Raw genomic sequence first — 14,075 nt, 5'->3', positions numbered from 1 at the left:
CGGAGGTATGTGGGTCTGGCAACTGGCATTGGCTGTGGGCTTCGGCATCGGGTCCGCCGTCGTACTGTTCATGGACGCGGAGACGTACATCGTCGCGCTCGGCGCCACCCACGCCCTGAACCCGGTGACCGCCGCGATCGGCGTGGCGATCGGCCAGACGATCGGCAAGGTCGCGATGTTCCTGGCCGTCCGGTACCGGCCCGGTTACGCCGCCCGGAAGACCAGGAAGGAGCCGAAGCCGGTCAACCTGGACACCCGCTGGGGCCGTTTCGTGCAGCGGAACCGGGATCTCAGCAAGCGGTTGCTGGACGCAATGAGCGACAGCCGCTGGGGGGTCCCGGTCACGCTGCTGAGCGCCTTCGTCAGCGTCCCCCCGCTGTACGGCGTGGCGCTGATCGGCGGCGCCTCCCGGATGCGGACAGTGTTCTTCGCCGCCTCCGTACTGGTCGGCCGCAGCGCGCGTTTCGTCCTGCTCGCGCTCGGCGTGAGTATGTTCTAGAACTTGCGCCCGGTGAGCTGCTCGTAGGCGCCGATGTACGCCGACCGGGTCCGCTCGACGACCTCGTCGGACAGCGGCGGCGGGGCCTCGCCGGACGTCCGGTCCCAGCCGGACTCGAACTGCAGCCAGTCCCGCACGATCTGCTTGTCGTACGACGGCTGCTGCTTCCCCGGCGCCCACTCGGCGGCCGGCCAGAACCGGCTCGAGTCCGGCGTCAGCACCTCGTCGGCCAGCACGATCGTGCCGTCCGCGCGGGCGCCGAACTCGAACTTCGTGTCCGCCAGGATGATCCCGCGCTCCTCGGCCATCGCCCGGGCCCTGGTGTAGACGTCGAGGGTCGTCCGGCGCAGCGCCTCCGCGGTGCCGGCGCCGACGGTTTCCACCACGGCGTCGTACGAGACGTTCTCGTCGTGCTCGCCCAGCTCGGCCTTGGTGGCCGGGGTGAAGATCGGGGTCTCCAGCCGGGAGCCCTCGACCAGTCCGCTCGGCAGCGGGATCCCGCAGACCGCGCCGGTCGCGGTGTAGTCCAGCAGACCGGAGCCGCTCAGGTACCCGCGGGCCACGCACTCGACCGGGAACATCGCGAGCTTCTCGCACACCACGGCCCGCCCGGCGACCTCCGCCGGTACGTCGGTGGAGACGATGTGGTTCGGTACGTCGAGCTGCTCGAACCACCACAGGCTCATCGCGGTGAGCACCTTGCCCTTGTCCGGGATCGGCGTCTCCAGGATCCAGTCGAACGCACTCATCCGGTCGCTCGCGACCATCAGCAGGTCGCCGGACTCCAACGCGTACAGATCCCGGACCTTGCCGGAGTGGATGTGCTTCGCACCAGGAATCTCAGGGGCCTGCGGAAGAGTCGTCACGCGGGCGATTCTTCCACCTCGCGCGCAGCTGCGGACGCGCAGCACTCACAACCACCGCCCGGGGCCGCGGCCGAGCGTGCCCGCCCGCCGTCGCGGCGGGTTGGCACGTGGTGAAGGTCCGCTCCCTAGCGCTGCCGCAGCGCGAGCAGTTTGCCGCCGAGGGTGAATAGGCCCTCGCGGACGATGCAGATGACCGGGTTCTCGGTCTGGGCGAAGCGGCCGAGGGCGCGGGAGCGCTTCACCAGCTTGGTGGTGGCAGGGCGGCGTTCGGCGTCGTACGCGGTCAGCGCCGTCCGCAGGTCACCCTCGCGGAGGTGCCGGCCCAGGGCGCCGGCGTCCTCGATCGCGGAGCAGGCGCCGCGGCCCAGGTTCGGCGTCATCGCGTGCGCCGCGTCGCCGAGCAGCACCACCCGGCCGTGCGCGAACGGCACCAGCGGCAGGGTCAGGTCGCAGATGTCGTTCTGCAGGATCTTCTCGCTGCCCGCGATCAGCCGCGGGATCGGGTCGTGCCAGCTCTCGAACACCGTCGGCTCGCTCGTCGTCCCGGCCGGCTGGTTCGCGGTCCCGTACCAGTAGAACCGCCCGTCGATCAGCCGCGCGAACCCGAACAGTTGCCCACGGCCCCAGGTCTCCCCGCCGCCGTCGTCCAGCTCGACGTCCGCGATCCCCCGGTACGCCGTGAACCCGGAGTACCGCGGTCCGGCGTACCGCGGATACAGCGCCCCGCGCACCACGCTACGGATCCCGTCCGCGGCGACCAGGAGGTCCGCGCGCAGGTCGTCGTTCACCGTGACGCCGTCCGCGTCCTGGGCGACCGTGCGTACGTCGTACCCGGTCCGGACCGTGACCGCCGGGCCGAACTCGGCCGTGATCAGGTCGTGCAGCTGCGCGCGGTGGATCATCACCGGAAGCTCCATCCCCAGCTGCGGCGCACTGACCACCCACCGGCCGTCGGGCCTGCGCATCCCGGCGGGCTGGGACTGCACGGACGACTTCTCGACGCCCTTGACCCCGAGCTCCTCGAGCACGGCGACCGCCGACGGCCAGACCGAGATCCCGGCCCCGACCTCGCCCAGCTCCGCGGCCCGCTCCAGCACGGTGACCTGCCAGCCGCACCGTTGCAGCGCGACAGCTGCCGTCACCCCGCCGATACCCGCTCCGACCACGATCGCCGTCCTCATGTCCTCGACTCTACATCTGTAGAGTCTGACTGGGAAGTGCGAGACTGTCCGGCGTGACAGTGCCACGGGGGGCGGACCGGCAGGACGCGATCGCCGACGCCGCGATCCACCTGGTCGCCACCCGCGGGCTGCGCGGGCTCACGCACCGTGCGGTCGACACCGAGGCGGGCCTGCCGCCGGGGTCCACGTCGTACTACCTGCGGACCCGGAATGCGCTGCTGACGGCCTGCGTACGGCGGATGCTCGCGCGGGACGTCACCGGGATGCCGCCGCCCGGGGCGGACCCGATCGAGTTGATGGTCGCGATGGTCGCCGGACTCGCGCGGCAGCGACCGGACGATCTGATCGCGCGGTACGAGTTGTCGCTCGAGGCGAGCCGTCAGCCCGAGCTCCGGGCCACGATCGACGAGGGCGGGCGGCAGTTGCGGGCGATGCTGGCACAGTTGCTCGACGGGATCGGCGTACCCGATCCGGAGGCGGCGGCATGGCCGGCGGCGGCGATGATGGACGGGTTGCTGTACGACCGGGTCGCGGGAGCCGGGTCGACGCTGTCACCAGCAGCGTTCGAGGCCGGCGTACGACGCTCCGTCACCGCGCTGATCGGTGGCCTCAGAGACGGTCGGTGACCGCCACGAAGGTGAAATAGCAGACGCCGAGCAGCATGCCGACGTGGCCGAGCACGGACAGTCCCGCGCCCGAGCCCCAGGAATCACTCTGTGTGTCCTCCGAGTGCTTGCCACCGCTCGGCAGCCATCGCGTCAGCAGCAACAGTCCGACAACGGTCAGTGCCCACCAGCCGGCCAGCATCACCAGCGCGATCTCCCGCCGACCGATGGCCAGGGCAACTACCCAGCCGATCAGCGTGACGACGCCGACGATCGTGTGCAGCCGCAGCAGGATGGCCGAATACCCGTGCCGGCCCGCGCCGTGACCGGTGCCGTCGACAACAGTCCCGCCGAGCCGGACGCGCGTGATCAGTACGACGACCGCCCCGAGCGCGGTCAGGAACCAGGTGACGTTCGACCATTCCACGACCCGATCCTTACCCCACCCGGCCGTCCCGTGAACCCTCTGCGCTCTTGACACCTGTCCAGAACGACGCCCGGCGGGCCGAGTTGTCCGCTCACACCCGCCGGGCTGCCTGTCCGGAACCAACTGCCGTCAGCTGGTCCGGGTCTGTCCCTGGGTCCCCTGCTGGTTCCCGTTACCAGGCAAGGTCCCCTGCCCAGTCCCGTTCCCCTGCCCGGTCCCGTTGCCTTGCCCGGTGCCGTTGCCTTGCCCGGTGCCGTTGCCTTGCCCGAAGCCCTGGCCGGTCCCGTTGCCCTGGCGGTTCCCCGGGAAACCACCACCGGCCCCACCGAACTGGCCCTGCTGATTACTGCTCCCGTCCCACGAATGCCCCACCGCCATCCCACCCAGGAACGCCAGCACCGCGAGAATCGACCCGGCCCCAGCCAGCATCAGGTTGCTCGGCCGCTTCCGCCCAGCCTCCTGCGCCACTCCCGGCTGGACCACGCCGCCCGGCTGCTGCTGACCTGCTCCGGCCTCATGCTGCGCCGGGCCCGGCTCACCAACTGCCGGACGCGTTGCCCGCGCGGCCTGGAACTGCGCTTCCGGGGACTGCGTCATCTTCATGCTCCTGTTCCGGTGGAAAGGTCGTAGACGGTGGTGCCGCCGACGGTCTGCGACGTGAAGTTCTGGCTGACCCAGGTGGAGATGTCGCTCGTGGTCGAGTCCCCGCCGCCGCGCCCGCCGAACCCGCCCCCACCGCCGCCGATGAAGTAGTGGATCTTGCCCTGGGCAACCAGCTGCTTGAACTGGTCCAGCGTCGGCGCCGGGTCGGTGCCGTTGAAGCCGCCGATCGCCATGATCGGTTCGCCGGAAGCGATCTGCATCGGTGCGGCACCCATCGCGGTCACCGCGGCGGCCGTCCAGGTGTACCCCTTCGACCCTTGCTGCAGCAGCGTCACCAACTCACTCGAGACCCCGCTGGTCCCACCACCGCCGAGGAACCCGCCCATCCCGCCGCCGCCCATCCCGCCACCACGCTGCGTCGTACCCGTTCCAGGCTGCGTCGTACCCGTTCCAGGCTGCGTCGTACCCGTTCCAGGCTGCGTCGTACCCGTGCCAGGTTGCGTCGTGCCGGTGCCCTGGCCGGGCGGCGTACCCATCCGCCCGCCCGGGAAGCCGCCACCGCGGCCGCCGCCCATGCCGCCGAACCCGGCCGGCCTGGCGGTCGGAATCGCGCCGGAGTGCGCCGAGCTGATCGTGTCGATCGAGTACGCCGTCGGCCCGGCCAGCGCGCTGATCGTCAGCACCGCGGCCGCGGCCAGACCGGCCCGCCGGGCCGCCGTCCGGTGCAGCTTCAGCTCCGGCAGCAGCATCACCAGACCGGCCGCGAGTACGCCGGTGATCAGCACCACCCAGCGCAGCCACGGCTGCCAGGTCGGCGTGGCGTTCAGCAGGTGGAAGCTCCACCCGGCCGTCAGCAGCGCACCGCCCGCGAGAGTTGCCCGCGGCAACCACGCGGCGCGGCGCCGCCAGAGGACCGACATCGCCCCGCCGATCACGGCCGCGAAGGCGGGCGCCAGCGCGATCATGTAGTACGGGTGGATGATGCCCTGCATGTAGCTGAAGACCAGCCCGGTCACGACCAGCCAGCCGCCCCACAGCAACGCGAACGCGCGCGTCCGGTTCGTGCGCGGCGCCTTGCCCGCGGCCACGACCAGTACGACGGTGGACAGCAGCGCGGCCGGCATCAGCCAGGAGATCTGCGACCCGAACTCACCGTCGAACAGCCGCTGCAGACCGGTGGCACCACCCCAGCCGGGGTTGCCGACGCCGCCGCCGACCGAGCCGGTCTCGTTGCCGCTCAACCGGCCGAGACCGTTGTACCCGAGCGTCAGCTCGAGGATGCTGTTGTCCGACGAGCCGCCGATGTACGGCCGCGCGGACGCCGGCAGCACTTCGACGATCGCGACCCACCAGCCGGCGCTCACGACCAGCGAGACGGTCGCGAGCAGCAGGTGCAACAGCCGCTTGCCCAGCTTGGGCTTGCCGGCCACCAGGTACGCGATACCGAACGCGGGCAGGATCAGGAACGCCTGCAGCATCTTGGTCAGGAACCCGAAGCCGACCAGCGCACCGGCCAGAATCATCCAGCGCGCGGCGTACTTGGTCGAGTCGATCGCCCGCGTCACCGCCCACGCACCGGCGCAGAGCAGCAGGATCAGCAGCGCGTCCGGGTTGTTGAACCGGAACATCAGTACGGCGACCGGCGTCAGCGCGAGGATCGCCCCGGCGAGCAGGCCGGCGTTCGCGGAGAACCAGCGGCGTAGGGACACGTACACGAAGCCGACGCTCGCGACGCCCATCAGCGCCTCGGGTACGAGCATGCTCCAGCTGTTGAAGCCGAAGATCCGCCCGGACAGCCCCATCACCCACAGCGAGGCAGGGGTCTTGTCGACGGTGATGAAGCTCGACGAGTCGAACGACCCGAAGAACCAGGCCTTCCAGCTCTTCGACCCGGCCTGGACCGCGGCTGCGTAGTACTCGTTGGCGTACCCGTTCTTGGACAAGCCCCACAGGTACGCGATCGCGGTCAGCGCCAGGAGGCCGCCGTACAGGATCTTGTCCCTGCTGAGGGTGTACTGCGTCGTGATCGCGCGAGGCCTGGTTGCCTCGACGGGATCGGAGACGGTCGTCATTCAGTTGCTCCGGGTTTGATCGAGAACCGCTGGGGGTTCGAAGGCGGGCAAAGTAGGCGCGTCGTCGTCGAACACCCACGTCTGGAAGAGGCTGAACCGGACCACCGTCGCGGCCAGGTTGGCGAGGGTCAGCACGGTGACCTCCACCGCTTGGTGCGGCGTGGTGACCGCGGTGTGCAGCAGCCAGAGCGACGCGGCGGTCAGGCTCCAGCCGATGCCGAACGCGACCAGGCCGCGCAGCTGATGCCGCCAGCGGCCCTCCACGCCGGTGACACCGAACGTGAACCGCCGGTTCAGCGTGGTGTTGCCGATCGCGGTGATCAGCAGCGCCAGCAGGTTCGCCACCTGCGCCGGCATGCCCTGCCGCAGGATCAGGTAGATCAGCGCGTACGCCGCCGTACTCAGCACGCCGATCGCGCAGAAGCGCAGTACCCGCGCCGCGAACGCGGTCCGTGGATCGAGCATCCGGGGCCGTCCGTACTTCTGCCGGACCGGCTCCAGGTCGACGCGACTGCGCATCAGCCGGGCGATCCCCCGCAGGTCCTCGCCCACCGTCTTCGCGATCGCGACCCGGGAGTCCAGGTCGTCGATCCAGTCCACCGGCACCTCGTGGATCCGCAGCCCGGCCTTCTCGGCCAGCACCAGCAGCTCGGTGTCGAAGAACCAGTTGGTGTCCTCGACCAGCGGCAGCAGCTCCCGCGCGACGTCCGCGCGGATCGCCTTGAACCCGCACTGCGCGTCCGAGAAGTGCGCACTGAGCGTTGCCCGCAGCAACAGGTTGTACGAGCGCGAGATGAACTCCCGCTTCGGCCGCCGGACCACCCGGGAGCTCTTCGCCAACCGGGTGCCGATGGCAACGTCACTGTGCCCGGCGAGCAGCGGCGCGACGAGCGGCAGCAGGGCGTTCAGGTTCGTGGACAGATCGACGTCCATGTACGCGAGCACCTCGGCGGAGCTCGCGGACCAGACCTGCTTCAGCGCGCGGCCGCGGCCGGACTGCTCGAGCCGGACGATCCGGACCCCGGGCAGCTCACTCGCGAGCAGCATGCCGATCTCATATGTCGCGTCCGTACTTCCGTTGTCCGCGATGCAGACCTCGGCCGGAAACGGGAAGGCGGTGTCGAGGAACTCACGGAGCCGCCTGATGTTCGGTCCGAGGTCGTTCTCCTCGTTCTTGACGGGTACGACGATCTCGACCCGAGGCTGACCTGGAATCTCCATGCCACCGATGCTGTCCGGTGAACCTGAGTCAGCCCCTGTGTGTGGCTGGCAGTTCCCTGGCAGTTACCGGGTGCGACGAAGCCAGAGCAGGCCGAGCACAGGCAGCACCAGCGGGACGAACCCGTACCCCTGGCCGAAGTGCGACCACACGGTGGCGTCCGGGAAGTCGCCCGGTACGGCGTAGCTGAACGCGCCGATGCCGATCACGCCGACCAGCTCGACCCCGATCGCGACGGTGGCCACCTTGCGGGACACCGCCGTCGCCTTCGCCAGCGCGAACGTCGCCGCGATGTAGACGACCGCGGCAACCGCCGACAACAGATAGGCGATCGGCGCCTCGTGGAACTTGGTCGCGATCTGTACGCCGGCCCGCGCGGTCGCCGCCAGCGCGAACACGCCGTACACCGCGATCAGAATCCGCCCGGGACCGTGCTTGGTGGCTGCCGGATCGCTCAACTCAGGCCGTCCACACGTCGTGCAACCGGAGCTCGAGGATCGGGATCACCAAGCAGGCGATCGCGAGCGCGCCGGCACCCCACCGGCTGCTCTCGGCCAGCGCCCAGAACGCCCCGATCGGCAGGATGATCAGCGAGCCGATCAGGTACCCGATGAAGAACGGCCCGGACACGTGCCGGTCGGTACCGCTGAACTGCACGATCCCGACGACCAGTTGCGCGAGCAGCCCGACCTCGACGACCCCGATCGCGCCGAGCACTGGCCAGTCGATCCGCTTGTTCCGCGCGGCCAGCACGACGGCGTACACCATCGCTGCCAGCGACAGCGCGACGATGAACCAGGTCAGCGGTGCGAACACGGACTAGAGGATGTCACCCGGGGTGTAGGCGGCTGCCTCCGGGTGGCGCTTGGCGAGCTCGTCGATCTTCGCGACGACCGCGCCGACCTGGGCGACGGCCGCGCCGGTGAAGGACAGCGGCTCGCCGACGATGCCGACGATCTGCTCCTCGGTGAGGCCGAGGCGGCCGTCGGTACCGAGGCGGTGGAACAGGTCGTTCGCGGCGAGGCCCTTGCGGAGGTCGAGCGCGGTGGCGACCGCGTGCTCCTTGATCACCTCGTGGGCGGTCTCCCGGCCGACGCCGTTCTTCACGGCGGCCATCAGCACCTTGGTCGTGGTCAGGAACGGCAGGTACCGCTCCAGCTCTCGCGCGACGACGGCCGGGTACACCCCGAACTCGTCGAGCACGGTCAGGAACGTCTCGAACAGCCCGTCCAGCGCGAAGAACGCGTCCGGCAGCGCGACCCGCCGTACGACGGAACAGAAGACGTCGCCCTCGTTCCACTGGTTGCCGGCCAGCTCGCCGGCCATCGACGCGTACCCGCGGAGGATGACGGTCAGGCCGTTGACCCGCTCGCACGACCGGGTGTTCATCTTGTGCGGCATCGCCGAGGATCCGACCTGGCCCTCCTTGAACCCTTCGGTGACCAGCTCGTGCCCGGCCATCAGCCGGATCGTGGTCGCCAGGCTCGACGGACCGGCGGCCAGCTGCACCAGCGCCGAAACCACCTCGTAGTCGAGGGACCGCGGGTACACCTGCCCGACGCTGGTCAGCGCATTGTTGAACCCGAGGTGCTGAGCGATGGTCGTCTCCAGCGTGGCCAGCTTCTCCGCGTCCCCGCCGAACAGGTCCAGCATGTCCTGCGACGTACCCACCGGGCCCTTGATGCCGCGCAGCGGGTACCGCTCGATCAGCTCCTCGAGCCGCGCGATCGCGACCAGCAGCTCGTCCGCGGCCGACGCGAACCGCTTGCCCAGCGTCGTCGCCTGCGCGGCCACGTTGTGCGAACGCCCGGTCATCACCAGCGCGGCATGGTCCGCGGCCAGCTGACCGAGCCGGACGACGGTGGCCACCGCGCGGTCCCGGACCAGCTCGAGGCCGGCGCGGATCTGCAGCTGCTCCACGTTCTCGGTCAGGTCACGGCTGGTCATCCCCTTGTGGATGTGCTCGTGCCCGGCGAGCGCGCTGAACTCCTCGATCCGCGCCTTCACGTCGTGCCGCGTGACCCGCTCACGCTCGGCGATCGACCCCAGGTCCACCTGGTCGATCACCCGCTCGTAGTCCTCGACCACGCCGTCCGGAACCGGCACGCCGAGCGCGCTCTGGGCCTTCAGTACGGCGACCCAGAGCTTCCGCTCGAGCACGATCTTGTGCTCCGGCGACCACAGCTCCGCCATCGACAGACTGGCGTAGCGTGCGGCGAGAACGTTGGGAATCCGGGGTTTGGTCACGAACCCCATTCTCCCAGACGGCGACTACTTGACGGTCACCAGACTGCACAGGCGAGCACCCGACAGCGTGCAGACCTGGTACGTACCGGCCGCCAGACCCTTCGGCAGCGCCAGCGTGAACGGGCCGGTGCCGGAGTACGACGGCATCGCGATGCCCAGCTCACCGGTCATCGGGATCGCGTACGGCGCGGCCGAACCGACCTTGGCGACCAGCGTGTACAGCGACTTGTCCGGCTGCGACACCGAGGACAGCGAGAACGCTGCGCCGCGGGCCACCTTGTCGGGGAGCCCCGCCACGAACTGGGCACCGGCCGGCACCGTCGTGGTGCGCATCGCCAGCGGGCCGACGATCTTCGGCAGCTGCTGCGCGGTCGGGTGCGACTCGGCCTTCGGCGGCGCGACCGCGTTGGTCGGAACCGGGCTGCCGGCCACCGGGGCGTTGTTAGCAGCAGGGCGGAGCGTAGGGATGATGGCAACCGCCGCGACCACCGCGGCTGCTCCGATCACGGTCAGGCCGGCAGTCCGGCGGCGCTTGCGGGTCCGGGCCGCGACCAGGACCGACTCGAAGTCCCCGTTGGACTCGGCGGCGCGGCGGTCGGCCAGCGCCTGCAGGTCTTCCTGCAGCTCAGGCATGGTCGTCACTCCTCAACAGCAAAGATTCGGACAGGGCGTCCCGGGCGCGGGAAAGGCGCGACTTGACCGTGCCTTCCGCGATCCCGAGCGTGTCCGCCACCTGAGCCACGCTCAGGTCGCAGACGTAATGGAGGACGACGGCCTGGCGGGTCGGCATCGGCAGGCCGGCGAGAGCCTGCTCGAGGTCGCCCGAGTATCCGTCGGCATGGTCCGGGACGTGCTCCGCCGGCAGCCGGTGGAACAGCTGACTGACCCGGTTGCCGTCCCGGTGCCTGTTCGCCGCCAGCCGCATCGCGACCAGCCGCACCCAGGCCTCGGGAGAGTCGTACCGCGACACCTTCTCCCAGCGGGGCACCAACCGGACGAACGCCTCCTGCACCATGTCCTCGGCTTCGGCGCGCGATCCGGTCAGCAGCGAGACGACACCCACCAGCCGCGGCTGGTGGGCGCTGTAGAACTCTCGCAGCCCCTCGGTCTCCATACCCACCTACACCCCCGACCCACTGATCCGGTTCCATCGAATTCTGACCCTGTTTACAGGACACCATGAACAGATGGACAGGCTCACGCCGTACGAGGTCGCGTATCTCGTCGGCGGCGCCGGGCGCGCCGCCGTAGTGGTGTTCGTCACGCTGGCCGGCGACGGGCGGCTGGAGATCGCATACAAGCGGCAGCGGGTCAAGGCGGTCCGGACCGACTCGACGTACCCGGTCGAGGCGGCCGCGCTCGCGCTGGTCCCGGAGAGCGGTCTCACGGTGCCGGAGTTCCTCGCAGCGGTCGCGGCGACGCCGGCTGTCGCGGAGCTCGGGGCGGCGGTCCGGGCGAAGGGGCAGCTCCGGGCGCTTCGGTGGTTCAGCCGGACGTACCGCGAGCTCCGGGAGCACCCCGGCACCGGGGTACGGCGGGTTGCCGTGCTCGGCGTACCGGGGATCGAGGACGACCGGCTGCGCGAGATGCTCGCGAACCCGCTGCCCGGGATGCCGAGGGTCGATCCGTTCAGCCCGGTCCGGGACAACACGATCGACGGCTCGATCGGCCCGTCGCCCGGGGCCTGATGAGCCGGTGGGTCCCGGCGGACCGGGGTAATTGGACCCGCCGACGGAGGTCCTTCGGTGCCTGTCGGTGACGCCTGTCGCTGCCGAACACTCGGAGTACAGGCCATCCACACTCCGCGGCCCCGAAGACCGCGGGCCGAAAGGACGACATCATGCGCCGCAAGACGTTCGACGCGCTGCTCACCTCCGCCGGGCTGGTTCTCGCGATCGTCATGGTCGCCGCCGGCGCACTGCTGCTGTGGGCCCACACCTTCGTCGACAACCAGGTCCACGATCAGCTCGCCGCCCAGCAGATCTATTTCCCGAAGGCGGGCAGCGACTCGCTCAACGATCCGGCGATCAAGCCGTACCTGACGCAGTACGCCGGGCAGCAGCTGGTGAACGGCGCCCAGGCCGAGGCGTACGCCAACCACTACATCGCCGTGCACATCCAGTCGATCGGCGGCGGCAAGACGTACGCGCAGCTGTCCGCCGAGTCGATCGCCAGCCCGAACGACGCCAAGCTGGCCGGCGAGGTCCAGACCGTGTTCCGCGGTGAGACCCTGCGCGGCATGCTGCTGAACGCCTACGCGTTCTGGAAGATGGGGCAGATCGCCTTCGTCGCCGCGATCGCGGCCTTCGCGGCCGCCGGGCTGCTGCTGATCCTCTCGGTCTTCGGCTACGCCCACCTGCGCCGGGTGCCCGCCGATGCCGAGGTAATGCCGAAGCTCGCCGGCCCCACCCCGGCCACCGCCTGACTCTCACTCCTGACGTCCGAAGAAGCGTCGGTCCCCGACCCCACTTCTTCGGACGTCAGCGCGCTTAGAGGGTGATCTCGCCGCGTTCGGCCTTGAGAGCGATGTCGGTGCGGTGCTGGGAGCCCTTGATCCGGATCTGGCCGACCGCCGCGTACGCGCGCTGCCGGGCCTCGGCGAGGTCCTTGCCGACCGCGCTCACCGCGAGCACCCGCCCGCCGGACGTCACCAGCTCCTCGTCCTGGATCGCCGTACCGGCGTGGAACACCCGGACGTCGTCGTTCTCGGCCTGGTCGATCCCGGCGATCGGGTCGCCCTTGCGCGGGCTGGCCGGGTACTTCTTCGCGGCCACCACGACCGCCACCGACGACGCGTTCCGCCAGCTCAGGTCGCCCTGGTCGGCGAGCTTGCCGGTCGCGGCGGCGTACAGCAGACCGCCGAGCGGGGTCTTCAGCATCGGCAGCAGCGCCTGCGTCTCCGGGTCCCCGAAGCGGCAGTTGAACTCGATCACCCGGACACCGCGCGACGTCAGCGCGAGACCGGCGTACAGCAGGCCGCTGAACGGCGTACCGCGGTGCCGGAGCTCGTCGATCGTCGGCTGCAGCACCTTCTCGGTGATCTCGGCGACCAGATCCTCCGGTGCCCACGGCAACGGTGTGTACGCGCCCATGCCGCCGGTGTTCGGGCCTTCGTCGTTGTCGCCGAGCCGCTTGAAGTCCTGCGCCGGCTGCATCGGCAACACGGTCGTCCCGTCGGTGATCGCGAACAGCGACACCTCCGGCCCGTCGAGGTACTCCTCGATCAGCACCTGGTCGCACTCCGCCGCGTGCCGCAGCGCCTCCTCGCGGTCCGACGTCACGACGACGCCCTTCCCCGCGGCGAGCCCGTCGTCCTTCACGACGTACGGCGGCCCGAACGCGTCGATCGCCGTCGCCGCCTCCTCGGGCGTGGTGCACACGTACGCGCGGCCGGTCGGCACGCTCGCGCACGCCATCACGTCCTTCGCGAACGCCTTCGACCCCTCGATCTGCGCGGCCTCCCGGGACGGCCCGAACACCGCGATCCCGGCCTCCCGCAACGGATCCGCCAGCCCCGCGACCAGCGGCGCCTCCGGCCCTACGACGACCAGGTCCGCGTCCAGTTCCCGCGCCAGCGCGACGACCGCGTCATGGTCCTCGACGTCCACAGCCCGGCACCCGACCGTCTGCCCGTCGTACACCGGCCGCAGCGCGGCAATCCCCGGATTCCCCGGAGCCGCCACCACCAGCTCAACCTCCGCATCCTGAGCCAACGCCCAGGCCAGAGCATGCTCGCGCCCACCAGACCCGACAACCAAAACCTTCACGGGCGCCCAGCCTAGCGTGCCCCGCAGCAGAACCCGCCGACGGACGGAGGCCGGTGATCAACAGGTGAGCTAGCAGCCCCCGCGTGCTACGCAGCCGCACCGATCGCTCCGCTCCCTCCGGCACCCGGGCCAGCGACCCGGAACTATCGAACTACCACCGACGAACTGCACGCCAGCGCCCGCCAGCGAAGCCTCACGCGAGCGCCCTGCGCAACGACTTCTGGTACGGGGGCTGAACGCCGAGTCGTGGCGTTTGGCTGGTGCCCGGGACCGCGAGTCGTGGATCGAGGTCGCCGGACACGGCGCGTCGTCGACCGATTCCCACGACTCAACGAACAGGGTGCTGCGGGTCGCGGCGCGTGTGGCCTCGGACGGAAGTGGTGGGGCGCCGGGCGAGGGGCTGGGTTGGGACGTCAGCATTTGTGGAGGGTAGGCCTGGCGGGGCTTTGGTGGACCGTCCGCCAGTCGTGGACAGGTCGATCGGGCCACATGCGAGAGCACGCCATGGGTTTGTGTGGGCTCGAAGTCGGCAGCGTCGGAGGCGAGCGTTGCGATCGGTTGGCAGTTCTGCCCAGGGTCGGCGAGGCGC

16 protein-coding genes are annotated in these 14,075 nt (G+C 70.3%); 4 read left to right on the top strand and 12 right to left on the bottom strand.

Features of this window, described 5'->3' with window-relative positions; all coding sequences use genetic code 11:
* Positions 1–7 precede the first annotated feature (7 nt).
* The gene (locus tag ACFV9C_RS17470) at positions 8–499 is read left to right on the top strand and encodes a hypothetical protein (protein WP_380194749.1); all 492 of its coding nucleotides are present in this window, start codon (positions 8–10) and stop codon (positions 497–499) included.
* Here the strand turns inward: ACFV9C_RS17470 and ACFV9C_RS17465 are convergent.
* On the bottom strand, positions 496–1,365 hold the full coding sequence (locus ACFV9C_RS17465) for a phosphoribosylaminoimidazolesuccinocarboxamide synthase (RefSeq protein ID WP_380194747.1): 870 nt from the start codon (positions 1,363–1,365) through the stop codon (positions 496–498). The genes ACFV9C_RS17470 and ACFV9C_RS17465 overlap by 4 nt on opposite strands.
* A 125-nt stretch (positions 1,366–1,490) precedes the next feature.
* Positions 1,491–2,546, bottom strand: a complete 1,056-nt coding sequence (locus ACFV9C_RS17460; protein WP_380194745.1) for an FAD-dependent monooxygenase — start codon at positions 2,544–2,546, stop codon at positions 1,491–1,493.
* 53 nt (positions 2,547–2,599) lie between these two features.
* Between ACFV9C_RS17460 and ACFV9C_RS17455 the strand changes: the two genes are divergently transcribed.
* Positions 2,600–3,172: a TetR/AcrR family transcriptional regulator gene (locus ACFV9C_RS17455; protein ID WP_380194743.1), complete on the top strand. Its 573-nt coding sequence runs from the start codon at positions 2,600–2,602 to the stop codon at positions 3,170–3,172.
* Here ACFV9C_RS17455 and ACFV9C_RS17450 read toward each other — a convergent pair.
* The 9 genes from ACFV9C_RS17450 to ACFV9C_RS17410 all read right to left on the bottom strand — a co-directional run bounded on the left by ACFV9C_RS17450 (position 3,156) and on the right by ACFV9C_RS17410 (position 10,833).
* Positions 3,156–3,578 (bottom strand): hypothetical protein, encoded by a 423-nt coding sequence (locus ACFV9C_RS17450; RefSeq protein ID WP_380194742.1) that lies wholly within the window; start codon positions 3,576–3,578, stop codon positions 3,156–3,158. The genes ACFV9C_RS17455 and ACFV9C_RS17450 overlap by 17 nt on opposite strands.
* A gap of 129 nt (positions 3,579–3,707) precedes the next feature.
* The gene (locus tag ACFV9C_RS17445) at positions 3,708–4,175 is read right to left on the bottom strand and encodes a hypothetical protein (protein ID WP_380194740.1); all 468 of its coding nucleotides are present in this window, start codon (positions 4,173–4,175) and stop codon (positions 3,708–3,710) included.
* Positions 4,176–4,177: 2 nt separating this feature from the next.
* On the bottom strand, positions 4,178–6,253 hold the full coding sequence (locus ACFV9C_RS17440) for an ArnT family glycosyltransferase (RefSeq protein ID WP_380194738.1): 2,076 nt from the start codon (positions 6,251–6,253) through the stop codon (positions 4,178–4,180).
* Positions 6,254–7,474 (bottom strand): glycosyltransferase, encoded by a 1,221-nt coding sequence (locus ACFV9C_RS17435; RefSeq protein ID WP_380194736.1) that lies wholly within the window; start codon positions 7,472–7,474, stop codon positions 6,254–6,256.
* 63 nt (positions 7,475–7,537) lie between these two features.
* Entirely contained in the window at positions 7,538–7,930 is a 393-nt protein-coding gene (locus ACFV9C_RS17430; RefSeq protein WP_380194734.1) for a hypothetical protein, read from the bottom strand.
* Between the two features lies 1 nt (position 7,931).
* Positions 7,932–8,288 carry a hypothetical protein gene (locus tag ACFV9C_RS17425; RefSeq protein ID WP_380194732.1) on the bottom strand — a complete coding sequence of 119 codons (357 nt, stop codon included), beginning with the start codon at positions 8,286–8,288 and terminating at the stop codon, positions 7,932–7,934.
* A 3-nt stretch (positions 8,289–8,291) separates the two neighbouring features.
* Positions 8,292–9,728 carry an adenylosuccinate lyase gene (gene purB, locus ACFV9C_RS17420; protein WP_380194730.1) on the bottom strand — a complete coding sequence of 479 codons (1,437 nt, stop codon included), beginning with the start codon at positions 9,726–9,728 and terminating at the stop codon, positions 8,292–8,294.
* A gap of 15 nt (positions 9,729–9,743) precedes the next feature.
* On the bottom strand, positions 9,744–10,352 hold the full coding sequence (locus ACFV9C_RS17415; protein WP_380194729.1) for a hypothetical protein: 609 nt from the start codon (positions 10,350–10,352) through the stop codon (positions 9,744–9,746).
* Complete coding sequence (locus tag ACFV9C_RS17410) at positions 10,345–10,833, bottom strand: SigE family RNA polymerase sigma factor (protein ID WP_380194727.1); 489 nt, start codon at positions 10,831–10,833, stop codon at positions 10,345–10,347. Before ACFV9C_RS17410 ends, ACFV9C_RS17415 begins: the two co-directional genes overlap by 8 nt.
* Positions 10,834–10,906: 73 nt before the next feature.
* Here ACFV9C_RS17410 and ACFV9C_RS17405 point away from each other — a divergent pair, with 73 nt between their 5' ends.
* Together ACFV9C_RS17405 and ACFV9C_RS17400 are read left to right on the top strand one after the other, a co-directional pair.
* Entirely contained in the window at positions 10,907–11,407 is a 501-nt protein-coding gene (locus tag ACFV9C_RS17405) for a TIGR04222 domain-containing membrane protein (RefSeq protein ID WP_380194725.1), read from the top strand.
* 152 nt (positions 11,408–11,559) lie between these two features.
* The gene (locus ACFV9C_RS17400; protein WP_380194724.1) at positions 11,560–12,144 is read left to right on the top strand and encodes a hypothetical protein; all 585 of its coding nucleotides are present in this window, start codon (positions 11,560–11,562) and stop codon (positions 12,142–12,144) included.
* 64 nt (positions 12,145–12,208) lie between these two features.
* Here ACFV9C_RS17400 and purD read toward each other — a convergent pair whose 3' ends face one another.
* A complete protein-coding gene (gene purD, locus ACFV9C_RS17395) occupies positions 12,209–13,486 on the bottom strand; it encodes a phosphoribosylamine--glycine ligase (protein ID WP_380194722.1) in 1,278 nt (425 codons plus the stop codon).
* Between the last annotated feature and the right edge of the window lie 589 nt (positions 13,487–14,075).

The organism is Kribbella sp. NPDC059898 (genome assembly GCF_042730855.1).
GTDB lineage: Bacteria > Actinomycetota > Actinomycetes > Propionibacteriales > Kribbellaceae > Kribbella.
The sequence above is the reverse complement of the archived record's forward strand: the minus strand, read 5'-3'. Positions and strand labels throughout refer to the sequence as shown.